Origin of the sequence: Nocardia wallacei (assembly GCF_014466955.1) — a bacterium.
Lineage (GTDB): Bacteria > Actinomycetota > Actinomycetes > Mycobacteriales > Mycobacteriaceae > Nocardia > Nocardia wallacei.
The window spans coordinates 2,609,729-2,633,673 of the sequence record NZ_AP023396.1 but is presented as its reverse complement, the minus strand read 5'-3'; the positions used below and the strand labels follow the sequence as shown (position 1 = coordinate 2,633,673).

The following is a 23,945-nucleotide window of genomic DNA, read 5'->3' as shown; positions in this document are numbered from 1 at the left end:
AAAACGATTGTCATTGTCGAATAGGCGAACAGTAACACAACCCGGCCGCCGATCGACATGCGCGGCGGCGTGGGCTCGGGTCAGGAATAGGCGGCCGTCCGCCGCGGGTTGCACGCGCTATGCGATTCGGTGTCTACGTTCCCTCGTACGGCCCCTACGGCGACCCGCGGGTGCTGCGCGATCTCGCCGTCGCGGCCGAAAATGCCGACTGGGACGGGTTCTTCGTATACGACCTGATCGGTCCCTTGGACGACGCGCCGCCACCGGTGGTGGATCCCTGGGTCACGCTGTCGGCGATCGCGCAGGCGACCACGTCCATCGCGCTGGGACCGATGGTCGTCCCGGTGCCGCGGCGGCGACCGTGGAAACTGGCGCTCGAGGCCGCCACGTTGCAGCGTTTGTCCGGCGGCAGGCTGATTCTCGGCCTGGGCGCGGGAGTGGCCACCGACTACACGAATTTCGGCGAGTCCGCCGCCCGGCTGGGCTCGCGGCTCGACGAGGCCGCCGAATTGCTCCGGCGCATCCTGGCGGGCGGGGAGATCGAGCACGCCGGCGAGCACTACCGCGTATCGGGCGCCCGCTTCGCGCCGATCGAGGTGCCGGTGTGGACCAGCGGGTTCTGGCCCCGGCGAACGCCGGTCCGCGCCGCCCGGGACGCGGACGGGTTGTTCCCGCAGATCCGCGACCCGCACAACGACTTCCGGCTGCCGACCCCGGAGGAACTGGTCCGAATCCGAGCGGACTTCGTGGCGGCGGGCGGTCGCGCGGACGGTGACATCGCCATCTGGTCCCCCAGCACCGAACCGTCCGCCGAGCGCGCGAGCCAGTACGCCGCCGCCGGCGCGACCTGGTGGTTCAGCGACGGCTCCACCGTCACCCCCGAGCAACTCCGCACCCGCATCGCGGCGGGCCCACCCACCCTCACCTGATACCGCGGGTCTTCAGAATCCGACCAGCGTCTTGCCGCCGTCGACGACGATCACCTCGCCGGTCACCCACGACGACGCGGGCTCGGCGAGGCGGGTGATCCACGGAACGACATCCTCGACTCGACCGATCCGACCGGCGGGCGCGGTCCGGGCATAGTCGTCCCGCCATTCGTCCGCGTCGTTCTCGGTCACGCCGCCCGCGGCGAGGATTCGTGTCGGCACTGTTCCGGGCGCTACGCCGTTGGCGCGAATCCCCTTGGGCGCCAACTCGATCGCCCAGTTCGCGATCAGGCTGTCCGCGGCCGCCTTCGTAGCGCTGTACACCGATGTTCCCGCCGCGGCGACTCGCCCGTTGATGCTGGACACCACGACGACGGCGCCGCCCGGCGATCGCAGCGACGGCAACAGCTTCGCGGTGAGCAGCACCGGGCCGAACACGTTGACCCGCAACAGTTCCCGCACGGCCGTGAGATCAAGGTCGGCCAGGGGCGTGCGCCGGAACACCCCGGCATTGTGCACGATCACATCGAGCACTCCGCCGCGCTCCGTGATCGACTCGGCCACGGCCGCCGCTCCCGCCTCGGCCGTCACATCGGCGACCACCGGCACGACGACCTGATGCGATGCGGCGACCTCTTCGAGCGGTTCGCGCCGCCGACCGGTGACCGTGACGCTCGCCGCGCCCTGTTCGGCGAACGCCAGCGCCGCAGCGCGGCCGATTCCGCTGCCACCTCCGGTGACCAGGATGTGCTTGTCCGCGAATGTCTTGTCCGACACCGTTTTCCTTCCACTCGAGCGAGTTGCCGCCCGTGAGTTCGTTCCCACGACGTCGCTAACCCTACGAGGCTTGATCGTAAATTACGACTTCTTGATTGACTATTACGACCAATAGATAGTAGCTTCCAAACGAAGAACGAGCCGAGCGGACGCCACCTTTGCCGGCCTCGGCGAGTCGGGATCGCGGACAGAAGGAAGCTTTCGATGACAACTCGAAAGACCAGCACCGTCACGGTGACGGAGCATCCTCGCCATTGGGCGACGCTACGGATCGACAACCCGCCGCTGAACCTGCTCGACGACCGGGTCTACGGCGAATTGGCCGTCGCGCTGGAAAGGTTCGAATCCGATCCGGAGATCCACGTCGTGGTGCTGGAATCCGCCGATCCGGAGTTCTTTTCGGCGCACTTCGATGTTTCCCTCACACCGGAACAAGCCGGCCGGGTCGGTCCGGCACTGGCGACGATCATGCGGGCCCTGCGGTCCCCTCGTTTGGTCAGTATCGCCAAGATGCGCGGCCGGGCCCGCGGCGGCGGCAACGAACTGGCCCTCCTGTGCGACATGCGCTTCGGCGCCGCCGAGTCGCTGATCATCGGGCAGCCCGAGGTCACCCTCCGCTTGTTCCCGGGTGGCGGCGCGGCCCAGTTGCTCCCGGCCCTGATCGGGCGGGCTCGGGCGCTGGAACTGATCCTCGGCGGACACAATATCGACGCCGCTACCGCCGAACGGTACGGCGTGATCAACCGGGCGATCCCGGACCGGGATCTCGACGAATACGTCGATACGCTGGCGGCGAGGATCGCCGAATTCGACAGTGTCGCACTGGAACACGCGAAGGCCGCCGTAGACCGCCGGTACCTGTCGCCGATAGCGGACTTCGAGCTGGATGTGGCGGCATTCAGAAACTTGCTCCGGTCGCCGGAAACGAGCGCCGTCATCCGCGACGCGCTTGCCGCGGGCCTGCAAACCCGCGGCCCCTACGAATACGACTTCGGAAACTGATCGTTCCCGTCACCGCACCGAATGCCTTTGCGAGGCCGTCAGTTCGGCAGCAGGTTGTCGACCAGCGCGCGGGCCCGTCGCGCCGGACCGTGCGGGCCGAGGGACTGCACGGTGGCGTACACGCCTTCCATGATCAAGAACAGGTCGTCGGCCAAGCCGAGCCGGTCCGCCACGGGCGAGGTCTCGGCGAGAGCGTCGACCAGAGCGCCGAATTGCGCCCGGACCCACCGCTTCATCGTGACCGCGCGTCGATGAGCGGGCACGTGGTCGTCAGGGAATTCGCCGAGCACGATCAGGAACGGGCATCCGCGGCAGTCCGGGGCAGCGACCTGCTCCGCCAGCGCGTCGAATACGGCGAGAATGCTCTCGCGCGCATCGCGTCCGGTAGCCACGGCCGCCTCGAACCAGGCACGGTAGTGGCGATCCGCCCGCTCGACGTAGGCGGCCACGAGATCGTCTTTGGACGCGAACAACCGGTACAGCGTGGTCGGCGCGATCGCGGCCGCGGCCGCGACGCGGTCGACTCCGGTAGCGCGGACGCCCTCTTTGTAGAACAGGTCTCCAGCGATGTGCAGCACATGCTCGCGAGTGTCCGCAGCGGTTCGTCTCGGCGTCGGTGCGTCCGCTGTCATGCGAAACCACGCTCGCCTAGGAATGGGTCCAGCTCTGGACCGTCCTCGAGAAGCCCGAGCAGGGCGCATCGCAACGACATGCCCACAGCATGGCAGGGCCGCACAACGCGTCCTCCCCGGCCACAGCCCCGGCCTCGTCAGCCGATACCGATACCGATCAGCGATTCCGCCGGCGCAAGGGAATAGCCCCACCGGACGGCAAGTTGTTAGGGATCGTTCCCTTACCATGGAGGAGTTCGAGATGTCCGATCTCACAGGCAAATTCGCGCTGGTCACGGGGGCTTCCCGCGGCATCGGGCGGGCGATCGCCCAGCGGTTGGCCGCCGACGGTGCCCGCGTCGCCGTTCATTACGCCAGCAACGAGAGCGCGGTCGCGGAGACGGTGGAGGCGATCCGAGCGGCCGGCGGCGCGGCCTTCCCACTCAGTGCCGAGCTCGGGACCGATCGCGGTATCGACCTCCTGTTCGATTCGCTGACCGAGCACCTGCGCGGTGACCCGCTCGACATCGTGGTGAACAACGCGGCGATCATGACCTATGAAGCCACCCTCGCCGAGGCGACATCGGAGCAATTCGAGCGGCTCTTCGCCGTCAACGCACGCGCGCCGTTCTTCATCCTGCAGCGAGCCCTGCCGTTGCTGCCCGACGGGGGCCGGGTCGTCAATATCTCCTCCGGCGTCACCTGGTTCGCCGTGCCGCAAACCGTCTACGCGATGACCAAAGGCGCCCTCAACGCGCTGACCCGTTCCGCCGCCAACACCCTCGGCGCCCGCGGAATCACGGTCAACACCATCTCCCCCGGCGTCACCGATACCGAGATGAACGCGTGGTTGCACGAAAGCGACTCCGCCGCACCGGGAATCGCCTCGATAACCGCCCTCGACCGGGTCGGCTCCGGTGCGGACATCGCCGACGCCGTCGCCTTCCTGGCCTCCGACGACGGCCGTTGGATCACCGGCCAGACGATCGAAGTCAACGGCGGACTCTACCTCGGCCCCCGAAACCAAGCCTGGTGACGAGCCGCCACCGGCTCGGCTCGTGTGATTGGTGGAGATCCGCGTCAGCGCAGCTGAGCACAATGCAATCCATTCGGCGCGGACATGTCCGGACCCGGGTAGTTAGGCGATGATGTTCGAGGTTATGACCAGGCCCAGGATATCGGCGCACAGTACCGCCACAGCCACCAGCACCACGGCGGCTCGTAAACGCTTGCCCCGCTTACACGCGACCCACGACAAGCCGATGGCGCTGGCGATGGACAGCACAAGGAATACGGCGGTGGTCACCGCTAGCCACAGGCCGTAAGGATGCACCAAGAGGACATCGTGTGAGACTCCCCGCGATCGACATCGCGTCCGAAATTCCCGTGTCGAGTCGAGGTCGAGCAGAAGCATGGTAAGGACGCCGAGTATGCCCGCCGGTAGCAGGAACCACGCCACCAGCGAACCTCGTGACACCATGACGACTCATCCACCTCGTTCGGGCGTAACCATGTAACGCATTGCCAAGCTACAGCGCAGCAAGCGGAAACGGCCACCGCGGCTGCCGCACCATCACATGCCGGGGCGTGCGCGGTCAGCCGACGGGATAGTTGCTGCGGAAGGTGCCCTCCGGGTCCAGGCGCAGTTTGATGGTGCGCAGCCGCGACAGTGTGTCGGACGCGATGGCGTCCGCGGCTGTCTGTCCCGGTGCCAAGAAGGTGAACGGTGTTCTGTTGCTGCGGGTTTCGCCTAGCAGGTCGAGATGTGCGCGGATGCTCGATTCGATGCTCGCCGCGGTCTGTGGCGTGGGCCGCGGTGCGACGAAGGTGATCTGATAGGGCTCGGTCAACGTCCCCGCCGCAGTGGTCGTCGCCTGTGCGAGGGCGCCGCCGAGGTGGCGGATCTGGATGGTGATCAGCGGCGCGATCGGTGCCGTCGAGAGGCCGTCGAGTACGGCCGGTTCGAGGTGGGTCAGCAGTTCGGTGCGTGACCGGGCAGCGGTGGGCCCGGTCGGCTCGGCGCTGAGGGTGCCGAGGTCGACGAGCGTCAAGGCCCTGCGGGTGTCGGAAGCCAGGCCGGTGACGCGTTCGAGTGGTACCAGTAGGGCGCGGGCCCGGTCGGCATCGCCGAGATACAGCAGGTCGATGCCGACTTGGGCCGGGCGGGACGGGATCTGCGTGAGGCTGCACCACACTGTGAGCTCCGGCGGCGCCGTCGCGGTGATCTCTCGGAACGCGGCCAGCACCTGCGGCGCGCGCTCGGCGGGCCAGCGCAGTCCGCCCCCATAGAGCGCCGGGGCGGGGCGCAGGTCGAGTTCGACCGCGGTGACCAGAGCGTAATCACCGCCTCCGCCGCGCAAGGCCCAATACAGGTCCGGCTCGTGACCAGGCGTCACCCGCTGCGCACGGCCCTCGGCGTCGACCACCTCGAAAGCCGTGACACTGTCGGCGGCCCAACCGTATTCGCGCGAGAACCAGCTCAGCCCACCGCCGAGCACGTACCCGGTGACCCCGACCGCCGGGGAACTGCCGACCATCCCGGTCAGCCCGTGCGTACCGGCGACCTCCTGGAGTCGGCCCCACGCCACACCGGCGCCGACGCGCGCGCTCCGGCGGGCCGGGTCGACGCGGATTTCGTCGAGACGATTGGTGCGCACCAGGATCGCGCCGGCGGTGTCTCCGGAGGCGCCGTGGCCGTTGGGCTGGATCGCCAGCCTGCGGCCGGTGCCGCGGGCATATCGCACCAAGGCGGCGGCGTCGGCGGCATCAGCGAGTTCGACCACGGCGTCGACCGGTTGCTCGACGGCCAGATTCCACGGTGCGCGGGCGCGGTCGAATTCCGCGTCGCCCGGTAGCGACACCCGCCCGCGGACTGCCGCGCGGAGGTTCCCGTTCCCGGAAGCCGGCGCGCGGGCGCCGAGGTTCGCGCAGGCCGCGACCACGGCCGCGCTGCCCGCGGCGAGCAGGGTTCTTCGGGCCACCTCGCGCGATCGATTCGCCTGTGTGGCAATAGGTTCGGATTCGGTCATCGCACTCCTCGAGTTGTCGCGGCGCAGCAGTACATCAAGGGATCAGGACGGTCTTACCGGCGAGGCGGCCGGCGACGGCCTCGTCGTGGACGGTGGCCAGCTCCCGCAGCGGCCGCCTGCGAGCCACGTCGATCCGTATCTGTCCGGCATCGACCCGGGCGGCGAGTTCGGCGAGCTGGGCGGCGTCACTGCGCACGAGCACCTGACGGACCCGCACATCGCGTCCCGGATCGCCCGGCCCGGGAGTGGCTGTGCTGACGAAGGTTCCGCCGTCGGCGACCAGGTCCGCCAGCAGCGCGGTCTGTTCGGGGGTATCACGCACGAGCTGCAGGACCGTGTCGAACCGCTGGTCCCCGACCGCTCGCCGGATCGGCGTGGTGGCGTAGTCGATGATCCGGGTGGCGCCGTATGCCGTGACACGGTCGCGGCTGCGCGCGCTCGCCGTGGCGGTCACGACGGCACCGGCCCGGACCGCGAGCTGAACGGCGTATCCACCGACGCCGCCGCCCGCGCCGTTGATCAGAAGGCGGTGGCCGGAACGTAGTTCGGCGTACTCGAACAGCGCCTGCCACGCGGTGAGTCCGGCGAGTGGCAACGCCGAGGCATCGGCGAGATCCACCGCGCCGGGTGCGGCGGCCAGCGCCTCCGCGGGGGCGACGACATAGTCCGCGGCCGCGCCCGGTGCGTCGGGCGGCAGGAGCGCGATCACCGGATCTCCGGCATGCCACCCGGCGACGCCGTCCCCTACCTCGACGACGACGCCTGCCACGTCGCAGTTGGGCACATGCGGAAAGGTCAACGGAACGGTCGCACGCAGAATGCCCGCGCGCAGTGCAACATCCAGCATGTTGAACGAGGTTCCGGCCACGCGGAGCAGTACCTGCCCGGGCCCGGCCGCCGGCCGCTTCGCCTCCTCGTGGACGAGCACGTCGCTGTCGCCGTAGGTGTGGTAGCGCATCGCTTTCATCGCGTCTCCGATCGCCGCTGTGTCGAACCCGGGATGACAAGAAGATAAGGTCACCTGACTATTATAGTCAAGTGACCTGATAAAGTAGCCTGATGAAAGGGAGACGGGAGTCCGGAGTGGCCGAGCGAACGAAAGGTGAACGGCAGCGCCCTCTTCCGGCCCTGCTGGATCAGGTGAAGGTGATGACCGTGACCGAGCTGCACCGTCGGCTGGCCGCGGAGGGTTTCGCCGCGATACAACCCCGGCACGGTGTGGTGTTCCGCTTCATCGACGACACCGGCGCCCGGCTCACCGACCTCGCGGAGAGGTCCGGGATCACCAAGCAGGCGGTCGGCGAAGCGGTCACCGAACTCGAAGAGCTGGGCTTCGTCGAACGCGCGGCCGACAGTGCGGACCGGCGCGTGAAAATCATTCGCCTGACACGGCGCGGGCGCGCGGCCCGGGCAGCCGCGGAACGGATCCTCGCCGAGATCGACGCCCGCCGAGCACGCCTGGTGGGACCCGAAAACCTTGCGGCCCTGCGAAATACCTTGGAACAGATCATCGCGGCGGAACACGACTGAACGGCCGCGCCGGACCGAGCGGCCGGTGAGGTGGTGCCGCTGCTCGGCAAACCGTTAAGTCAGGCGACGGGTCCGAAGACTCGCTCCGCGAACGTCCGCAGCGACGAGGCGATCCGTCGGGCGGGTATCCGCAAGGTGTCCCGCTGATACACGAACACCTCCGGAGCGAGAGGCGCCAGCAGCAGATCCGCCGCGGCATCCGGGTCCACCCAGCCGGCCGATATTGCCAGCTCGCGCACGTGGATCCGCCAGAACCCGTAGGCACCGGTGGTGAAGCGCGACTGCCCGACTTCGGCCCCGAGCGCCAGATGAGCATGCCGGTCGAGTAATCCGACCATCTCGCCGTAGAAGGCGGCCAGCCGTTGGGCCGGGGCCGCGCCCGGCCCGACCGGCGGCGGCCCCCGCAGAATCCGTTCCTGCAGTTCCCGCTCGTGTTCATCGAGCAGGGCGACCGCGATCGACGCTCGGTCCGGGTATCGACGGTACAGGGTTCCGCGACCCACGCCCGCGGCTTCGGCGATGTCGCCCATGGTCACGTTGGCCGCTCCGCGCTCGGCGTACAACCGCTCGGCCGCCCGCAGAATGCGTCGACGGTTCCGCGCCGCGTCGGCGCGTTCGCGGGGCGTTCCGGCGGCCAGCAGGTCGTTCGAATCCACCCGGTCGAGCCTAATCGCCGATCCGGACATCATGTCCGATTGATCTCCGCCCTCGCGACTCGACAAGTCGGTATCAATGAGTTGGATATTTCGACCAAGAGGTCAGGATTTATGATCCCGTTGCTAGACTCGTCGCCATGGCGGGCAAGCGGTGGTACCACGACGGCTGCGCGGCAGCGCACGCATTCGATCTCATCGGCGACCGATGGGCCCTGCCGGTAGTGCGTGAGCTGATGCTGGGGCCGAAGCGCTTCACGGATCTGCGTGTCGGGTTGCCGGGTGCGAGCGCGGATATCCTCTCGCAACGATTGCGCGAGCTGAAGGAAACCGGAATCGTCCGGCAACATCGCCTGCCGCCTCCGGCCGCCGCGCGAGTCTACGAGCTCACCGAATGGGGTGCGGAGTTGTCGACCGCGGTGACCGAACTCGCGCGTTGGGCGGCGAAATCGCCCTTGCTGCAGCGCGACATTCACAGCAGTGTGGACTCCCTGATGTTGTCGCTGCACGCCACCTTCGACGCGGAGGCGGCGGCGGGATTCTCTGCCGCCGTCGCACTGCGCTTCGGCGACAACCGATTTCGGGTCCGGGTGGCCGACGGCCGACTACAGGTCGGCCGTGGCGATGTCGACGACCCGGATGTCGTGATCGAAACCGATTCGCATGTCTTCGACGATGTGCTCTACGGCGATCGGACACTGGACGATGCGGTGCGGTCCGATGCTCTCACGATGACCGGGTCGACCGCCGTGGCGCAGCGTTTCCTCGGGCTCTTCACCTATCCGGCGCCGCTCGAACTCGCCGGCGGCAACGACTGATCGGCGCGGTTGGGAAGTCACCGTGAACTCGCACCCCGGGCGAACGACTCCACGGCGGTGCGGGCGGCCGCGGCGAGCAGTACCGCGTCCTTGATCAAGAATGCCGCGCCCGCGCCCAGGAAGGGGAATCCGTAACCGGGCTGCCAGACATCCGGGGTGGTGATCAGGAAGCTGAGCGTCGTCAGGAACATCACCGCGGCGCCGGCGCTGGCGAGAGCCGAGATCCGAGGCGTCAGCCACCAGAGCCCGATCAGGGCGGCCAGCCCGATCTCGATGACGCCCAACAGATTCGACAGTCCCTGCACACTCAGGAATCGGTAGAGCCACGACATCAGCGGCGAATTCGCGACCAGGCTCTGGATGCCTTCGGCCTCGTAGGCGAAGAACTTCATCGCACCCAGCCAGGCGAGCACCAGCACCAGGCTGTATCGGACCGCTCCGGCGGTAAGTGCTTGTGCCGCAGCCGTTCTCGTCGGGCGCGAGAGGATCGTAATCTGCATGGTTCTACTCCAATTCCGCTACAACGCCGCATGACACGACTGGCGGTGACCATCTAACTAGATATGCCGGTTAGCTTACGAGAGGTGAGCTAACCGGTCAACGGGGTATGATGGTCTCGTGATTGCGGAGGATGCGGCAGGCAGGCTGGTGGCATTCATCAACACCCGACACTGCCCCGACGAGGACGACGCCCTCGCCGATGCGCGCGGCCGCGTGTGGCTGGCCGGGATAACCGGATCCGAACCCGATGAGCGCGAGGCGATTTCGGCACTGCGCGACCTCCGGACGCTACGCGAAGGCATACGCCAGCTCGCCGCCGTCAATAACGGTCAGCGGCCCGACGGTCGAATCGTGGCCGCGGCGCAGGAGATACTGGCCACCGTGCCGCTGCATCTCCAGCTGGGCGACGAGCGGCGGACGCCGGGACTGCAGGCCGCGGGCACCGATCTCGCCGGTCACTGCGTCGCCGCCATCGCACAGGACTATCTCGCGCTCCGCGCCTCGGGAAACTGGTTGCGGCTCAAGGCCTGCGCCGGCGACGATTGCCGCTGGGCCTACCTCGACACCTCACGCAACCGCTCCCGCCGCTGGTGCGATATGACGCTGTGCGGCAATCGCGCGAAGAATCGGAGCTGGCGCGCACGCGCCCACACCGACTCAGCGGTCTCCTGACGCGCTGCTTCTCGGGGTGAGGCCGGAACCGCGACCGCCTGGATCCGAGCCGGACCCTCCCCCGCGCGGTGTTTGACGACAGCTTCCCGGGCAATGCCGGTGGTGGACCGGCGGCAACTGCCACCGGACTCCTCACGAAAGGAGACCGCAATGGGCGCCACGGACAAGGCCAAGAACAAGCTCGACGACCTCACCGGACAGGCCAAGGAAAAGCTCGGCAAAGCGACCGGCGATGCCGACACGGAGAACGAAGGCAAGGCCGACCAGGCGAAGTCCAACATCAAGGACGCGGGCGAGAAGATCAAGGACGCCTTCGACAAGTAGCCCGCGCCCCACGCTATCCGGCACCGCCGAGCCGTCGGCGGGGGAGCTGTTGCACGGCGGCGAGGTGGGCGAGCGCTGGGCGGCCGACAGTCCGACGACACGGGCATCACGCCGTGCCCAGTCGGCCCGATCGTCACATGTCGGGGGAAGCAATGAGCGGTTACAGCGGTGTGGAGCGCCACCACGCCAGCAGTTCGTCCATGCGGTGGTCTCTCCACGTGGAGTAGATCGTGCATTGGCTGCGGGGCAGGTCGTCGAAGGTGAGCCAGATCGCGTCCTGCCCGTCGCGAGTCGCGCGCCGGACACCGACGGTTCCGGACCGGCGTGACCACGTCTCCACGAGTGGATATCTCTCGGCCGCGCCACTGCGTGGAGGGCCCCGGAAGCAATCGATGCCCATGAAAGGATTCCGGTTGGCCCGCGTATCGCCCGCGCATTCGATTCTCGTATCGGTGCTGGCATCCGCCTCGCAGGTGAGGCGGTGGTATCCGATGTGGGCGGCCTCGGGGGATCCTTGGTCGGCGTGCGGCATGGGCTTGACGGGCAGCAACTGCGGGAACATGTCGGCTATCCACTGCGTCGCGCCCCAGGCCGGGGTGGCACCGGAGGCCGACGTCGTCGCGGTGGCGCTGGATCGGGTGAACCCGTCGGTGGGACGGTCTACCGACGCGATTCCGATCCCGATCACCGCCGTCACTACCACGACAGCGATCAGCGCACCGGCGATGAACAGGACGGAGTTGTTCGGTGCGGGCCTGCGGCCCTCGGGCAGCGCGGGCGGCCCGGCCGGTGGCGTGCCGGAGTCGGCTGCCTGCGCGCTCGCCGAGACCGGTGCCGCACCACTGTTTCCCCGCACCGCCCAGGGGGTCGCCGACGTGGACGCAGCCGCTGCGCCCGTCAGGGTGACGGGTCGTCCACCACTGGTTCCCTGCCACCGCTGGACTCGAATAATGATGACCGCCAAGCAGATTGCCGCGACTGCGAGAACACCGGTCTGGGCCAGCTCCGCCGCGATCAGTCCCCAGCCGCCGACCGGGGCGACGCCGGACATGACGTACTCACCGGTCGTTTTCGATCTCGGCTCCGGTGCGCTCAACCGCACGACGAGGATCGCCAGCACCCAGTTGGACAGGAAAGACAACCACCACACGGTGACCAGCGCTCCGGCGGGACGCCCCCGCAGGTCCGGCGCGTCCACCGGCGTATGCGGATCGCTCGCGCGCACGACGTCGGCGAGCACCGTGTGGGGGAACCAGATGTTCACCACGGGACAGAACCAGCCACCGATCGCCCAGCCGGCGTGCAGCGTGTGCCGTGCAGCGCATCGCGTCTGCGCGCCACGCCGCGCGTACCAGAACCACGCGATGACCGCCGCTCCCGCGCCCACCAGCAGGAACGACGCGGCACTCCCGGCCCACGTATCGGAATGCCACTGCCTGCGCACCCCTTGCGGATGCGCCCAATAACGCTCGAAGTCCGCGAGCCGCAATCCATCGATGACCGCGCTGACGAACAACAGCGCGACAGTTCCCGCCATCAGAACGATCGCCGCGCCACCCAGCACGCTCGACCGACGACCGCCTCCGCCGCGCCGCACGGTCTCGACTGCCATGCGCGGATCCTTCCCGAAACGCCGACGACAACAGCCCGACCCCGTTCCGCCGCCTCGCGTCCTCCTGTCCGGCCCCATACTGACACGCCCACCGGCGACCTCGCCGACCGTGGGAATGTTGCGGCCGATCCCGAGCACGCGCACCGGCACGTGCGCTGTCGCCGAACTGGATCCGGCCTACGGTGCGCATTTCCCGGGCTCGCGTCAGGAATCCTTCGGCGCCGACGTCGAAAAGCGCTATCGGTGGCTGTTCCGCCTCGAAGCTCCCCAGCCGTCAACAACGGTCGATGAGCTGCTGCGCTTCGCCAACGCCGATCGCCGACGCACCAGTGACCAGCGAGGCGAACAGCGTCAGGATATGTTCGGAATTATCAGAGGAGCCGACTCCACGGAACATGTCGGAGGGCCGCGTTATCGTGGCCGGTGATGGATCAGGACCCGATCAAGACCTTCCTCGATGGCCTCACCCCGCAGACCCGGCCGGTCGCCGAACGTGCTGTCGCGGTCATCGCCACGCATCGCCGGTTCGACGCCGGGATCCGTTGGCGGCAGCTGACTTTCGCCGTCGACAACGACTTCGACCACTGGATTTGTGCCGTGGCGGCGACCGCGAATCGCGTCAGTGTGGCGTTTCACTTCGGTGCCCTGCTCGATGACCACAGAAACGTCTTCGACAAGGCCACTGCGAAGTTCGTGCGGCGGATAAGCGCCGAGTCGGCCCACGACATCGACGGCGAGGCGATTGATGACCTCCTGGCTCAGGCGGTCACCGCCCTCCCGAGGTTCCGGGAGGCCACCAGCCGCTGAGGCCGGGCTGCCGACACCACGCCTGATCAGTGTTACCCGGCGAAAGTGACACCGAGGCCGAAGACCTAGTCCTTCTTCATCATCTCGTAGATGCGCTTGCACTCCGGGCAGACGGGGGAACCGGGCTTGGCGGAGCGGGTGACGGGGAAGACTTCGCCGCAGAGGGCTACCACGTGGGTGCCCATGACGGCACTCTCGGCGATCTTTTCCTTTTTCACGTAGTGGAAGTACTTGGGGGTGTCGTCGGTGGTCGACTCGTCGGTGGTCGTGTCCGGACGCACGAGGGTGTCTGTGCTCACGGGTTCCATGATGCCAGCCGGGGCGGTCCGTGTGTGCAATCGGTGGCGTCGAGTGGAAGACTCGAGGTATGCAGCGTGACGGCGAATCCCCTGATGCCGAAGACCGCGACGGCAAGGTTCGCCCCGAGTTCGAAATGCGTCCACCCGGTTCGATCCCCCGCCCGTCGCGCCGGTCCGGCGGCTATTTCCCGGGCGAGGACCAGCGCCCCGCCCTGATCACCGAGGCCGCTCCGTCGCTCGAGCAGCAGCATCGCGACCGGGTGCGCCGGTACACGATCATCATGGCGTTCCGCATTCCGTGCCTGGTGCTGGCGGCGATCGCCTACGGCCTGTGGGCCAACCCGCTGATCTCGCTGGCCATCATCGGAGTGTCCATCCCGCTGCCGTGGATCGCGGTGCTCATCGCCAACGACCGCCCGCCGCGCCGCAAGGACGAACCCAGCCGCTGGGACGGCCGCCGCGCCGCCAAGGCGCTCGAGTCAGGCGGTCACCGGTCGATCGACGGCTGAGCCGCGCCGGATCACCGCCGACATTACCGCCGCCGCGCCGCACAACCCACCGGCGACATACCAGGCCGGGTCGTAGCTGCCCTGCAGGTCACGGATGACGCCCGCGCCGGTCGCGGCGAGCGCGGCGCCGACCTGGTGGGAGGCGAAGACCCAGCCGAACGCGATGGGCCCGTCGTCACCGAAGTGCTTGCGGCACAACGCAACCGTGGGCGGCACGGTGGCGATCCAATCCAGACCGTAGAAGATGATGAAGACCCACATACTGGGGCGGGTGTCGGGCGCGAACAACGCGGGCAGGATCAGCAGCGACAGCCCGCGCAGCGAGTAGTACGCGACCAGCAGATACCGCGAATCGACCCGATCGGTGAACCAGCCCGACGCGATGGTCCCGGCCACATCGAAGATTCCGACGACGGCCAGCAACCCGGCCGCGGTGGTCGGCGGCATGCCGTGATCGTGCGCGGCGCTGACGAAATGGGTGCCGACGAGACCGTTCGTGGAGGCCCCGCACACGGCGAAACCCCCTGCCAACAGCCAGAATTGAGGCGTTCGGCCCACCCTCGCCAGCACCGTCAGCGCGCGTGCCGCCCCGCCGGACACCGCCGTCCGCACCCCTGCGGCGCTGCCCGGTTCCGCGCCGTAGGCCCGCGCGCCCACGTCGCTGGGGAAGTCGCGGATGAACAGCAGCACCAGCGGGACGACCGCCAGCGCGGTCCCGGCCACCACCAGCGACGGCACTCGCCAGCCGTGGGCCTGCGCCAGCGCCGAGACGAGAGGCAGGAAGACCAGTTGCCCGGTCGCTCCGGCGGCGGTCAGCACGCCGGTCACCAGCCCGCGGTGGCGCACGAACCACCGGCCGGTGATCGTGGCGACGAACGGCATGGACATCGAGCCCACCCCGATTCCGACGAGCAGTCCCCAGGTCGCGAGCAGTTGCCACGCCTCGGTCATGAACACGGTGAGTCCGCTGCCCGCCGCCACCAGCAGCAGCGCGCTCGCCACCACGCGGCGGATGCCGAACCGGTCCATCAGCGCCGCGGCGAACGGCGAGATGAGGCCGTACAGCAGGACATTCAGCGAGACCGCCGAGCCGATCGTGCCGTGCGACCAGCCGAACTCCTCGTGCAGCGGATCCATCAGCACGCTCGGCACCGACCGGAATCCGGCCGCGCCGATCAGCGCCACGAATCCGGCCACCGCGACTGCCCAGGCCGGATGCGGGAGAGGGAAACGCTTGCGCCGCACCGGGGTAACCGTGGCGGCGGGGTCTCGCAATTCGGTCACCCGAAGATCGTGCGGTATGAGCGGTTGCCCGGCGAGTGGCCTGAATGCCACAATCCGTCAATATCCGGCCACAGCCTGGGAGGACCGAATGATTCGCTGGAACAGTGCCTTCATCGATCGGCCGACCGAGCGCTTCGAGACCGCGATGGCCTTCTGGACCGCGGTCACGGGCACGCGCCTGTCCGAGTCGCACGGCGCGGACGGTGAATTCGTGACGTTGCTGCCGTCGCAGGGTGACCCGTGTGTCCACGGCCAGCGTGTCGGCGGTCCCGGCGGCGCTCACCTCGATCTCGATGTCGAGGATCTCGACGCGGCCCGACAGCACGCGCTCGGCCTGGGCGCGGCGCTCGTCGCCGATCGCGGCCATTTCCTGTCGATGCGCTCGCCGAGCGGCACGGCGTTCTGCCTGACCACCGGCGACGGCAGCGCGGCGCCCGACCCGATCACCGGGCCCGGCGGCGTACTCAGCCGCCTCGATCAGGTGTGCCTGGACATCGCGCCCAGCGCGTTCGACCGCGAGGTGGAGTTCTGGACCGCGCTGACGGGGTGGCCGCCCCGGCCCAGTGCCTTGCGGGAGTTCACCGGCATCACCGTGCCGGAGCCACTGCCCATCCGAATCCTGTTGCAGCGCAAGGACACCGAGGGTCCGTCGGCAGCACATCTCGACATCGCCTGCGCCGACGTCGACGCCGTCGCCGCGTGGCACGAGTCGCTGGGCGCCCGCCGGGTTTCCCGCGGCGCGCACTGGGCGGTGATGCACGACCCGACGGGCGGCGTCTACTGTCTCACCGGCCGCCACCCGGTCACGGGGCGGCTGCCGCAGTGAGCGCGCCGCACCGCATCGCGCAGCGTCCGGCGGTCCGGCGACCGGACGACGACGAGCACCGTGGGCACAACCGTCGGACGCCACCGCTCCGGACAGTCGCGGGACCCCGTCGCCGCACCGCTTCGACCACTCTGCGCCACCTGGCCCGGACAGTCGCCGATTCGACGCCGGAGCAGGCCGGGATGCGCCTGTGCCGGGGGCAGGCGGAGCGGCTGTGACCGGCGCGCATCGGGTGGCGGTGCTCGCACTGGCGCCGGTGGTGGGCTTCGATATGACGATTCCACCGACCGTGTTGGGCAATGCCGCGACGGCGGACGGGACCAAGCTGTACGACGTGCGGATCTGCGGGTTGAGCACCGACGCCGTGCCCACCACGATGGGTTACGCGATCGTCCCGCAGGCCGGTCCGGAGTGGGTGGCCGCCGCCGACACGGTGATCGTGCCCGGGACGCAGATGCCGGGCCCGCGGCGACACGGAACACTCTCGCCGGAACTCGAGGAGGTTCTCGCCACGATCCGGCCCGGCGCCCGGATCGTCTCCATCTGTACCGGCGCCTTCGTGCTGGCCGCGGCGGGGTTGCTCGACGGGCGGCGGGCGACCTCGCACTGGTCGTTCGCCGGCGACTTCCGGCGATTGTTCCCGCGGGTGCTGCTGGACGAGAACCTGCTGTTCGTCGAGGACGGAAACCTGTGCACCTCAGCGGGTTTGGCCGCCGGGCTGGACCTGTGCCTGCACCTGGTGCGCACCGATCACGGCAGCGACATCGCCAACCGGGTGGCGCGCTACTGCGTGGTGCCGCCGTGGCGCGAGGGCGGCCAGTCGCAGTTCATCGACCGCCACGTGCCCGAGGACGGCTCCGACGGCACCGCCCCCACCCGCGCCTGGGCACTGCGCCATCTGGACCACGACCTGGACCTGTCCACCCTGTCCACCCACGCCCGCATGAGCATCCGCACCTTCACCCGCCGTTTCAAGGCCGAAACCGGCCTGGCCCCCGGTGCCTGGCTACTGCAACAGCGCCTCCGCCACGCCCGCCACCTACTCGAATCCACCGACCTTCCGATCGACGAGGTCGCCCGCGCCGCGGGCCTGGGCACCGCCGCGTCCCTACGCCACCACATGCGCGCGGAACTGGGCGTCCCACCCCTCACCTACCGCAAGACCTTCCGATCCGCCCCGCAGCCCGGCGCGAGCACGACCTCCGCCACCCACCTGCCGGGGTGACGAGCGGTTGCGCCGAAGCGAGGAACAGCCACGCCCACGCTGTTGCCGGGTGCCGCAAGGCAGGTCGAGTAGGTACGCGGGTGCCGGGGGCGGATATCGACCCGGGTGGAGGGTGGTGCTGCGGGGCAGCGCGGAGTCTCGGCGACGGCGGTGGCAGAGTTCTGAGTCATGCCGACGAATCCGACAGGGGTGTCCGGTGGGGGCGCCAGGGTGCACGACGCGACCGGCGCCGGGTCCCCGCTCGCCGACTTGGCTCCGGAGCTGCGCACCGCTCTGACGCGCGTGCGCTACGACGCCGACACCTTGCTCGAGGTGCTGGGCGAGGATGCGCATACCGCGCTCGGGCGTTCCGAACCGGTGCCGGTGCGGCGGGCCGTCCGCGACGCCGGGGAGTTGGGGACGCTGGTGCGGTTGCTGCTGCTCGGCGATCCGGTCCCGGAAGGCGAGGCGCGCGCGGCGCTCGCACCCGTCGGGCTGGACCGGGCGGTGGCCGCGGGTCTGCTCGACCGCGACGGCGCGGAGATCCGCGCCGCCCTCGATCTGCGCCCGCTCGATCTCGGCGCCGGCGCCCGCTGGGTGCTGTCGGATCTGGACGACAGCATGCGGCGGCGCACGCTGAGCGCCGACCATGCGCTCGGCGTCGGGCAGGCCTCGCTGTCGTTGCTGCGCGCCACCCCGACCGAACGCGTCGGCACCGTGCTGGACCTGGGCACCGGGTGCGGGGTGCAGGCCGTGCACGCCGCCGCGTACGCCGACACGGTCACCGGCACCGACGTCAGCGGTCGGGCGCTGTGGCTGGCCGGGGCGACCGCCGCGCTCAACGGCCTCGATATCGAACTGCTGGAAGGGCCCTGGTTCGAGCCGATCGCCGGGCGGCGCTTCGATCAGATCGTCGCCAATCCCCCGTTCGTGGTCGGCCCGGCCCGCGTCGAACACACCTACCGTGATTCCGGGCTGGCCCTCGACGGCGCCAGCGAACTGGTCGTCTCCCGCGCGCCCGAGTCGCTGAACCCGGGCGGCACCGCGGCCATGCTGGCCTCGTGGGTACACGTGGCGGGCGAGGACTGGCGCGCCCGGGTGGCGTCCTGGCTGCCCGACCGCGGCGTCGACGCCTGGATCGTGCAGCGCGACGTCGCCGACCCCGCCCTCTACGTCGGAACCTGGCTGCGCGACGCCGGGCTGGACCCGCGCGACCCGCAGGCGCAGCGGCGGGCCGAGCGCTGGCTCGACGCCTTCGCGGCGGCACAGGTCGAGGGCATCGGTTTCGGATTCGTCTACCTGCGTGCCATGGACGGCCCCACCGAGGTCGTCGCCGAGGACCTGACGCACGGCTTCGACGATCCGCTGGGCGCCGAGGCCACCGCGTACTTCCGGCGATCGGCCTGGCTGCGCGCTGTCGCGGCGGACGAGAACCGTGCGTGGACTTCACGATTCGAGGTCGACCCGGCCACCGCGCTGGAACGCGTCTTCCTGCCCGGAACCGAGGGCTGGGCTCAGGCCGTGGCCCGCCTGCACCGCGGCAACGGGCCGCGCTGGCAGCACGAGATCGATGACACGGCCGCCGCCCTGCTGGCGGGAATGCGCGCGGACGGCCTGCCGTTGGAAGAACTGGTCGAATTGCTGGCAATCGGCCACACCGGCACCACAGCCACATCGGAACTGCGCGCCGCGGCCCTCTCCCTCACGACCGGATTGGTGCGGCACGGCCTGATCCGCCCCGTGTAGTCGGGGGCGTCGCGGGTAGCCACCCGGCAACAGCGCGCACCCGGCGTCCCCGGACCACTTGCTTCTTAGGAACTTCTCAGATGGAAGTGGTGAAACCCGCAGCTCAGCTGCGGTTTACCGGGACTGTGGCGGGGAACTTTCCCAGTGTCGGGTCCGTTGTTCGGAGTGAGACACCACCGACAGGAGGCAAGTCATGACAAGCCCCGCCACCACTGGAGTGCGCGCCAGCGAACAGGACCTCGACGCCCAGAGCCCCGCCGCCGACCTGGTACGGGTGTACCTGAACGGGATCGGTAAGACGGCGCTGCTCACGGCCGCCGACGAGGTCGAGCTGGCCAAGCGCATCGAGGCGGGCCTCTATGCCCAACACCTGTTGGAGACAGGCAAGCGATTGTCGGCGACGCGCAAACGGGACCTGGCGATCCTGGTACGGGACGGCCAGGCCGCGCGCCAGCATCTGCTCGAGGCGAACCTGCGCTTGGTCGTGTCGCTCGCCAAGCGCTACACCGGCCGCGGCATGCCGCTGCTGGACCTGATCCAGGAGGGCAACCTGGGCCTGATCCGCGCGATGGAGAAGTTCGATTACACCAAGGGCTTCAAGTTCTCCACGTACGCCACCTGGTGGATCCGGCAGGCCATCACCCGCGGCATGGCCGACCAGAGCCGCACCATCCGACTGCCCGTGCACCTGGTCGAGCAGGTCAACAAGCTCGCTCGGATCAAGCGTGAACTGCACCAGCAGCTGGGCCGCGAGGCCACCGATGCCGAACTGGCAGCCGAGTCGGGCATCCCGGAGGAGAAGATCGCCGATCTGCTCGACCACAGCCGCGACCCGGTAAGCCTGGACATGCCGGTGGGCAGCGACGAAGAGGCCCCGCTCGGCGATTTCATCGAGGACTCCGAGGCCACCTCGGCCGAGAGTGCCGTCATCGCCGGACTGATGCACCGCGACGTGCGCAGTGTGCTGGCCACGCTGGACGAGCGTGAACAGCAGGTCATCCGGCTGCGGTTCGGCCTGGACGACGGCCAGCCGCGCACGCTGGACCAGATCGGCAAGCTGTTCGGCCTGTCCCGCGAGCGCGTGCGCCAGATAGAGCGCGAGGTCATGGCGAAGCTGCGCAAGGGTGAGCGCGCCGATCGCCTGCGTGCCTACGCCAGCTGAGCGAACCGGGGCAGCAACGCCCCCGCAGACGCTGGGCCGTCCGGAATCCGGCCCAGCACCCCCGCGATGATCACGTGGGTTGGTGATCATCACGAGCGCCGGCCGGCGCCCGCGCGGCCCGTCCCCTCCGGGCAGAGCGCGAACCGGTCGGCGCTACATCGGTTTTCGCTATCCGGAGTTCCGCAGCGCCGTGGCCAGGCCGTTCATGGTCAGCAGGATGCCGCGTTCCACCAGTTCCGAGTCGTCGCCCGCGCGGCGGCGACGCAGTAGCTCCACCTGCATCTGGTTCAGCGGCTCCAGGTACGGGAACCGGTTGCGGATCGACTCGGCCAGGGCCGGGTTGTCGGCGAGGAGCTGATCGCTGCCGGTGACGGCGGCGTGCATGCGGGCGGTGCGATCGAATTCCGCGCGGATCATGCCGAAGATGGTGTCGCGCAAGGCCGTATCGTCCACCAGCTCGGCGTAGCGGGCGGCGATGTCCAGGTCGGCCTTGGCCATCACCTGCGCCAGATTCGACATCACCGTGCGGAAGAACGGCCAGCGCCGGTAGAGGTCCGACAGCGTGGCGAGGCGTTGCGGGTCGTCGCCCACCCACTGCTCGATCGCCGAGCCCGTGCCGTACCAGCCCGGCAGCATCACCCGAGATTGGCTCCAGGCCATCACCCACGGGATTGCGCGCAGGTCGCTGACCGAACTGGTCGGCTTCCGGGAGGCGGGGCGGCTGCCCAGATTGAGGTCGGCCACCTCGGCGATCGGGGTGGACGCGCGGAAGTAGTCGACGAAGCCGGGTGTTTCGTGCACCAGCCGGGCGTACGCCTGCCGCGCCAGCTCCGCCAGCTCGTCGAACAGTTCGTAGGCCGGTTCGGCGTCGGCGCCCAGACCCTCGACATCCAGCAGCGTCGATTCCAGCGTGCCCGCGACCAGCGCCTCCAGGTTGCGGTGGGCGGTGCCGCGCTCGGCGTACTTGGTCGAGATCACCTCGCCCTGTTCGGTGAGGCGCAGCGAGCCGCGTACGGCACCGGCGGGTTGGGCGAGGATGGCGTCGTAACTGCGGCCGCCGCCGCGACCGACCGTGCCGCCGCGACCGTGGAACAGCCGCAACCGGATACCGGTCTTGCGTGCCGCGTCCACCAGATCGAGTTCGGCGCGATACAGCGCCCAGTTGGCGGCGAGGTAGCCGCCGTCCTTGTTGGAGTCGGAGTAACCGAGCATGACCTCCTGCTGCATGCCGCGTGCCGCGACCAGCCGGTGATAGGCCGGCACCTCGAGGGCGGCGACCAGCGTGTCGGCGCCGTGGCGCAGGTCGTCGATGGTTTCGAACAGCGGTACCACACCTGTCGGGCTGGCCGGCGGAGTGTCGGCGTCGCCCGGATCGAGAATGCCGGACTCCTTCAGCAGGAGAGCGGCCTCGAGCACGTCGCTGACCGAGGTGCACATGCTGATGATCGAATTGGGCACGGTGTCGGGACCGAGATCGTCCAGGGCCGCCTTCGCCGCACGCAGGACGCCGAGTTCCTTCGCGGCCAGTTCGCTCAGTCGCGCGGTGGGTCCGAGCAGCGGGCGGCGGGTGCTCAGTTCGGCGGCCAGCAGTTCGACGCGCTGCGGCTCGGGCAGACTCGCGTAGTCCGAATGCACTCCCGCCCAGGCGAACAGCTCCGCGACCACCTGTTCGTGCACCTCGGAGTTCTGGCGCATATCCAGGCCCTGCAGGTGAAAGCCGAAGGTCTCGACCGCACCGCGCAGCCCGGCGAGGCGGTCGTCGGCGAGCAGGCCGTCACCCGAGGCGCGCATCGAGGCGTCGACGGTGTTCAGGTCGTCGAGCAGTTCCCGCGGGAGGGTGTACGGACGGGCCTGTGCTCCGACCGGCCCGACGCCTTCGCCCGGGACCTCGCCCAGCGATCGGAGCGCGGTGGCCGTCAGCCGCGCCCGGATGCCGCGCAGCGCCCGCCGGTACGGTTCGTCGGCGCGCTGCGGGGAATCGTCGAAACCGGCGTCGGCCAGCTCCGCCAGCTCCGGCGTGATCGGCACCAGCCGCGCCGATTGCGACAGCGACTTCTCCAGTCCCACAAGCTCTTTCAGGTAGTGGCCGATCGCGACGGCACCCGCGCGATGAGTGGCCCGATGCACCACCTCGGCGGTGACGTTGGGGTTGCCGTCACGGTCGCCGCCGATCCAGGAGCCCGGGCGCAGGATGGGGCGGGCGAGCAGGTCGCGGCCGGGCCAGCGGGCGCGGAGCGCGTCGCGGACCTCGGCGTTGATGCGCGGGATGACCTCGAGCAGGGTCAGGTCGTAGTAGCGCAGGCCGACCTCGATCTCGTCCTGAATGCGCAGGCGCGCCAAGCGGATCAGGGCGGTGCGCCACAGCAGCAGGATCTGGCGGCGGAGCTGAGTGTCGATGTCGGCGTACTCGGGCTCGCCCTCGGTGTAGCGCTGGCGGCGGCGCATCAGTTCGGTGATGCGGGCCTGCACGTCGAAGACCGTGCGGCGGCGGGTCTCGGTGGGATGCGCGGTGATCACCGGGGACATCAGCGCGTCGGCCAGCAGCTCGGCCACCGCGTCGCCGTCGGGCCGGGCCGCGTCGAGCTTGCGGTAGGTGGCGGCGAGGCTGGACTCCTGCGGCGGCTCCCCCGCCGCCACGTGCACCGCGCGCCGCCGGTCGCGCTGCAGGTCCTCGGCCAGATTGGCCAGCAGGAGGAAGTGGCTGAAGGCCCGGATCAGCGGCAGGGCCACCCGAATGTCGGTGTCGCGCAACATGTCCGCGACGGCACTGCGCTCCACCTCGGACCGGCGCACCCGGAACGCCTCCACCCGGACCCGTTCGATGAGCTCGAACACCTCGGGGCCCTCGTGGTCGCGGATCGTCTCGCCCAGGATGGCACCCAGGAAGCGGATGTCGTCCCGTAGTGGCGCGGTCGCAGCCTCGATCTGATCTTCGCGCATAGGGCCAGTATCGACCATCGGCGCCCGCGCACCAGGGTGGCACCGGTCACGCCGGGACGGCGTGCACACGATCACCGCGATGCCACGGAATAGCCGATGCCGGTCGGTCGGTTCCGCAGGCGTGCGAATCTACATAGTGCCCGGCTACTCGGCCGGAGTCGACGACCACTGGTTCCCCTGGCTCGCCGCGCGGCTCGCCGCCGACGGGCACCGCGTCTCGATCCTGGAGCTGCCCACTCCGGACGCCCCGGTCCGGGCGGAGTGGGATGCCCGGCTCGCCGCCGACATAGCGACGGTGGACCTCGATACCGTGCTGGTCACCCACAGCCTCGGCACGATCACGGCGCTGCGATTTCTGGCCGGGCTCGAAACCGATTGGCGGCTCGGCGGTCTCGTCGCTGTCTCCGGCTTCCTGCGCCCCCTCGCCGCCGTCCCCGAGCTGGACGAGTACCTGACCGACAGCCCCGACGCCGCCGCCCTGGCGCCGCGGATCGCCGCCCGCGTCATGATTCACTCCGACAACGACGAAATCGTCCCGCCGGCCGCCTCTCGCGCCCTGGCCACCGCCCTCTCCGCCGAGCGCATCGAACTACCCGGCGGCGGCCACTTCCTCGCCGCCGAGGGCTTCACCACCTTTCCTCGAGTTCTCGCGGCCGTCGAGAGAATCGCTCACCCTCCGGTGTGACCACGGCTGCGAGGCTGGGCGGTTG

26 protein-coding genes are annotated in these 23,945 nt (G+C 69.4%); 15 read left to right on the top strand and 11 right to left on the bottom strand.

What is annotated here, in order from left to right:
• Positions 1-119 precede the first annotated feature (119 nt).
• Positions 120-929: an LLM class flavin-dependent oxidoreductase gene (locus NWFMUON74_RS11985; RefSeq protein WP_187687884.1), complete on the top strand. Its 810-nt coding sequence runs from the start codon at positions 120-122 to the stop codon at positions 927-929.
• A 12-nt stretch (positions 930-941) separates the two neighbouring features.
• On the opposite strand, the gene NWFMUON74_RS11980 is transcribed toward NWFMUON74_RS11985, so the two are convergent.
• Positions 942-1,706 carry an SDR family NAD(P)-dependent oxidoreductase gene (locus tag NWFMUON74_RS11980; protein WP_187687883.1) on the bottom strand — a complete coding sequence of 255 codons (765 nt, stop codon included), beginning with the start codon at positions 1,704-1,706 and terminating at the stop codon, positions 942-944.
• Between the two features lie 204 nt (positions 1,707-1,910).
• Here NWFMUON74_RS11980 and NWFMUON74_RS11975 point away from each other — a divergent pair, with 204 nt between their 5' ends.
• The gene (locus NWFMUON74_RS11975) at positions 1,911-2,708 is read left to right on the top strand and encodes an enoyl-CoA hydratase/isomerase family protein (protein WP_187687882.1); all 798 of its coding nucleotides are present in this window, start codon (positions 1,911-1,913) and stop codon (positions 2,706-2,708) included.
• A 38-nt stretch (positions 2,709-2,746) separates the two neighbouring features.
• Here the strand turns inward: NWFMUON74_RS11975 and NWFMUON74_RS11970 are convergent, their stop codons facing one another.
• The gene (locus tag NWFMUON74_RS11970) at positions 2,747-3,340 is read right to left on the bottom strand and encodes a TetR/AcrR family transcriptional regulator (RefSeq protein ID WP_187687881.1); all 594 of its coding nucleotides are present in this window, start codon (positions 3,338-3,340) and stop codon (positions 2,747-2,749) included.
• Positions 3,341-3,581: 241 nt separating this feature from the next.
• On the opposite strand from NWFMUON74_RS11970, the gene NWFMUON74_RS11965 reads away from it, so the two are divergent.
• Entirely contained in the window at positions 3,582-4,355 is a 774-nt protein-coding gene (locus NWFMUON74_RS11965; protein WP_187687880.1) for an SDR family oxidoreductase, read from the top strand.
• A 102-nt stretch (positions 4,356-4,457) separates the two neighbouring features.
• On the opposite strand, the gene NWFMUON74_RS11960 is transcribed toward NWFMUON74_RS11965, so the two are convergent.
• From NWFMUON74_RS11960 to NWFMUON74_RS11950, 3 genes are all read right to left on the bottom strand, one after another.
• Positions 4,458-4,655: a hypothetical protein gene (locus NWFMUON74_RS11960; protein WP_187687879.1), complete on the bottom strand. Its 198-nt coding sequence runs from the start codon at positions 4,653-4,655 to the stop codon at positions 4,458-4,460.
• 259 nt (positions 4,656-4,914) lie between these two features.
• On the bottom strand, positions 4,915-6,348 hold the full coding sequence (locus NWFMUON74_RS11955; protein WP_187687878.1) for an FAD-binding oxidoreductase: 1,434 nt from the start codon (positions 6,346-6,348) through the stop codon (positions 4,915-4,917).
• Positions 6,349-6,382: 34 nt separating this feature from the next.
• The gene (locus NWFMUON74_RS11950; protein ID WP_342212909.1) at positions 6,383-7,369 is read right to left on the bottom strand and encodes an NADP-dependent oxidoreductase; all 987 of its coding nucleotides are present in this window, start codon (positions 7,367-7,369) and stop codon (positions 6,383-6,385) included.
• Between the two features lie 38 nt (positions 7,370-7,407).
• On the opposite strand from NWFMUON74_RS11950, the gene NWFMUON74_RS11945 reads away from it, so the two are divergent.
• The gene (locus NWFMUON74_RS11945) at positions 7,408-7,878 is read left to right on the top strand and encodes a MarR family winged helix-turn-helix transcriptional regulator (protein WP_187687877.1); all 471 of its coding nucleotides are present in this window, start codon (positions 7,408-7,410) and stop codon (positions 7,876-7,878) included.
• A gap of 59 nt (positions 7,879-7,937) precedes the next feature.
• Here the strand turns inward: NWFMUON74_RS11945 and NWFMUON74_RS11940 are convergent, their stop codons facing one another.
• Positions 7,938-8,534 carry a TetR/AcrR family transcriptional regulator gene (locus NWFMUON74_RS11940; protein WP_232110972.1) on the bottom strand — a complete coding sequence of 199 codons (597 nt, stop codon included), beginning with the start codon at positions 8,532-8,534 and terminating at the stop codon, positions 7,938-7,940.
• 137 nt (positions 8,535-8,671) lie between these two features.
• Here NWFMUON74_RS11940 and NWFMUON74_RS11935 point away from each other — a divergent pair, with 137 nt between their 5' ends.
• On the top strand, positions 8,672-9,349 hold the full coding sequence (locus tag NWFMUON74_RS11935; RefSeq protein ID WP_187687876.1) for a winged helix-turn-helix transcriptional regulator: 678 nt from the start codon (positions 8,672-8,674) through the stop codon (positions 9,347-9,349).
• A gap of 17 nt (positions 9,350-9,366) precedes the next feature.
• On the opposite strand, the gene NWFMUON74_RS11930 is transcribed toward NWFMUON74_RS11935, so the two are convergent.
• Positions 9,367-9,849 carry a YkgB family protein gene (locus NWFMUON74_RS11930; protein WP_187687875.1) on the bottom strand — a complete coding sequence of 161 codons (483 nt, stop codon included), beginning with the start codon at positions 9,847-9,849 and terminating at the stop codon, positions 9,367-9,369.
• A 118-nt stretch (positions 9,850-9,967) separates the two neighbouring features.
• On the opposite strand from NWFMUON74_RS11930, the gene NWFMUON74_RS36000 reads away from it, so the two are divergent.
• Together NWFMUON74_RS36000 and NWFMUON74_RS11920 are read left to right on the top strand one after the other, a co-directional pair.
• Positions 9,968-10,522 (top strand): CGNR zinc finger domain-containing protein, encoded by a 555-nt coding sequence (locus tag NWFMUON74_RS36000; protein WP_232110971.1) that lies wholly within the window; start codon positions 9,968-9,970, stop codon positions 10,520-10,522.
• Between the two features lie 150 nt (positions 10,523-10,672).
• A complete protein-coding gene (locus NWFMUON74_RS11920; RefSeq protein WP_187687874.1) occupies positions 10,673-10,846 on the top strand; it encodes a CsbD family protein in 174 nt (57 codons plus the stop codon).
• A gap of 160 nt (positions 10,847-11,006) precedes the next feature.
• On the opposite strand, the gene NWFMUON74_RS11915 is transcribed toward NWFMUON74_RS11920, so the two are convergent.
• Positions 11,007-12,458 (bottom strand): DUF4328 domain-containing protein, encoded by a 1,452-nt coding sequence (locus NWFMUON74_RS11915; protein ID WP_187687873.1) that lies wholly within the window; start codon positions 12,456-12,458, stop codon positions 11,007-11,009.
• Between the two features lie 109 nt (positions 12,459-12,567).
• Between NWFMUON74_RS11915 and NWFMUON74_RS11910 the strand changes: the two genes are divergently transcribed.
• Together NWFMUON74_RS11910 and NWFMUON74_RS11905 are read left to right on the top strand one after the other, a co-directional pair.
• The gene (locus tag NWFMUON74_RS11910) at positions 12,568-12,885 is read left to right on the top strand and encodes a hypothetical protein (protein ID WP_187687872.1); all 318 of its coding nucleotides are present in this window, start codon (positions 12,568-12,570) and stop codon (positions 12,883-12,885) included.
• On the top strand, positions 12,885-13,265 hold the full coding sequence (locus NWFMUON74_RS11905; protein WP_187687871.1) for a DUF1801 domain-containing protein: 381 nt from the start codon (positions 12,885-12,887) through the stop codon (positions 13,263-13,265). Before NWFMUON74_RS11910 ends, NWFMUON74_RS11905 begins: the two co-directional genes overlap by 1 nt.
• A 65-nt stretch (positions 13,266-13,330) precedes the next feature.
• Here the strand turns inward: NWFMUON74_RS11905 and NWFMUON74_RS11900 are convergent, their stop codons facing one another.
• Complete coding sequence (locus tag NWFMUON74_RS11900; RefSeq protein WP_187687870.1) at positions 13,331-13,564, bottom strand: DUF3039 domain-containing protein; 234 nt, start codon at positions 13,562-13,564, stop codon at positions 13,331-13,333.
• Positions 13,565-13,716: 152 nt separating this feature from the next.
• Between NWFMUON74_RS11900 and NWFMUON74_RS11895 the strand changes: the two genes are divergently transcribed.
• The gene (locus NWFMUON74_RS11895) at positions 13,717-14,073 is read left to right on the top strand and encodes a DUF3099 domain-containing protein (protein ID WP_425300590.1); all 357 of its coding nucleotides are present in this window, start codon (positions 13,717-13,719) and stop codon (positions 14,071-14,073) included.
• Here the strand turns inward: NWFMUON74_RS11895 and NWFMUON74_RS11890 are convergent.
• A complete protein-coding gene (locus NWFMUON74_RS11890; RefSeq protein WP_232111156.1) occupies positions 14,044-15,348 on the bottom strand; it encodes an MFS transporter in 1,305 nt (434 codons plus the stop codon). The two genes, NWFMUON74_RS11895 and NWFMUON74_RS11890, sit on opposite strands and share 30 nt — an antisense overlap.
• A gap of 97 nt (positions 15,349-15,445) precedes the next feature.
• On the opposite strand from NWFMUON74_RS11890, the gene NWFMUON74_RS11885 reads away from it, so the two are divergent.
• The 4 genes from NWFMUON74_RS11885 (at position 15,446) to NWFMUON74_RS11870 (ending at position 20,295) form a co-directional block, all read left to right on the top strand.
• Positions 15,446-16,183 carry a VOC family protein gene (locus NWFMUON74_RS11885; protein ID WP_187687867.1) on the top strand — a complete coding sequence of 246 codons (738 nt, stop codon included), beginning with the start codon at positions 15,446-15,448 and terminating at the stop codon, positions 16,181-16,183.
• Between the two features lie 214 nt (positions 16,184-16,397).
• Positions 16,398-17,408 carry a GlxA family transcriptional regulator gene (locus NWFMUON74_RS11880; protein WP_187687866.1) on the top strand — a complete coding sequence of 337 codons (1,011 nt, stop codon included), beginning with the start codon at positions 16,398-16,400 and terminating at the stop codon, positions 17,406-17,408.
• A 168-nt stretch (positions 17,409-17,576) separates the two neighbouring features.
• Positions 17,577-19,133, top strand: coding sequence for a DUF7782 domain-containing protein (locus NWFMUON74_RS11875; protein WP_187687865.1), 1,557 nt, complete (start codon positions 17,577-17,579; stop codon positions 19,131-19,133).
• Positions 19,134-19,326: 193 nt separating this feature from the next.
• Positions 19,327-20,295: a sigma-70 family RNA polymerase sigma factor gene (locus NWFMUON74_RS11870; RefSeq protein WP_187687864.1), complete on the top strand. Its 969-nt coding sequence runs from the start codon at positions 19,327-19,329 to the stop codon at positions 20,293-20,295.
• A 168-nt stretch (positions 20,296-20,463) separates the two neighbouring features.
• On the opposite strand, the gene ppc is transcribed toward NWFMUON74_RS11870, so the two are convergent.
• Positions 20,464-23,235 carry a phosphoenolpyruvate carboxylase gene (gene ppc, locus NWFMUON74_RS11865; RefSeq protein WP_187687863.1) on the bottom strand — a complete coding sequence of 924 codons (2,772 nt, stop codon included), beginning with the start codon at positions 23,233-23,235 and terminating at the stop codon, positions 20,464-20,466.
• 121 nt (positions 23,236-23,356) lie between these two features.
• On the opposite strand from ppc, the gene NWFMUON74_RS11860 reads away from it, so the two are divergent.
• Positions 23,357-23,920 (top strand): RBBP9/YdeN family alpha/beta hydrolase, encoded by a 564-nt coding sequence (locus tag NWFMUON74_RS11860; RefSeq protein ID WP_197987005.1) that lies wholly within the window; start codon positions 23,357-23,359, stop codon positions 23,918-23,920.
• Positions 23,921-23,945 lie beyond the last annotated feature (25 nt).

Coding starts and splice junctions, on each gene's coding strand:
- NWFMUON74_RS11870 (WP_187687864.1), top strand. CDS start 19,327: ATGACAAGCCCCGCCACCACTGGAGTGCGCGCCAGCGAACAGGACCTC.
- NWFMUON74_RS11920 (WP_187687874.1), top strand. CDS start 10,673: ATGGGCGCCACGGACAAGGCCAAGAACAAGCTCGACGACCTCACCGGA.
- NWFMUON74_RS11945 (WP_187687877.1), top strand. CDS start 7,408: ATGAAAGGGAGACGGGAGTCCGGAGTGGCCGAGCGAACGAAAGGTGAA.
- NWFMUON74_RS11905 (WP_187687871.1), top strand. CDS start 12,885: ATGGATCAGGACCCGATCAAGACCTTCCTCGATGGCCTCACCCCGCAG.
- NWFMUON74_RS11915 (WP_187687873.1), bottom strand. CDS start 12,458: ATGGCAGTCGAGACCGTGCGGCGCGGCGGAGGCGGTCGTCGGTCGAGC.
- NWFMUON74_RS11885 (WP_187687867.1), top strand. CDS start 15,446: ATGATTCGCTGGAACAGTGCCTTCATCGATCGGCCGACCGAGCGCTTC.
- NWFMUON74_RS11970 (WP_187687881.1), bottom strand. CDS start 3,340: ATGACAGCGGACGCACCGACGCCGAGACGAACCGCTGCGGACACTCGC.
- NWFMUON74_RS11875 (WP_187687865.1), top strand. CDS start 17,577: ATGCCGACGAATCCGACAGGGGTGTCCGGTGGGGGCGCCAGGGTGCAC.
- NWFMUON74_RS11935 (WP_187687876.1), top strand. CDS start 8,672: ATGGCGGGCAAGCGGTGGTACCACGACGGCTGCGCGGCAGCGCACGCA.
- NWFMUON74_RS11955 (WP_187687878.1), bottom strand. CDS start 6,348: ATGACCGAATCCGAACCTATTGCCACACAGGCGAATCGATCGCGCGAG.
- NWFMUON74_RS11985 (WP_187687884.1), top strand. CDS start 120: ATGCGATTCGGTGTCTACGTTCCCTCGTACGGCCCCTACGGCGACCCG.
- NWFMUON74_RS11975 (WP_187687882.1), top strand. CDS start 1,911: ATGACAACTCGAAAGACCAGCACCGTCACGGTGACGGAGCATCCTCGC.
- NWFMUON74_RS11965 (WP_187687880.1), top strand. CDS start 3,582: ATGTCCGATCTCACAGGCAAATTCGCGCTGGTCACGGGGGCTTCCCGC.
- ppc (WP_187687863.1), bottom strand. CDS start 23,235: ATGCGCGAAGATCAGATCGAGGCTGCGACCGCGCCACTACGGGACGAC.
- NWFMUON74_RS11930 (WP_187687875.1), bottom strand. CDS start 9,849: ATGCAGATTACGATCCTCTCGCGCCCGACGAGAACGGCTGCGGCACAA.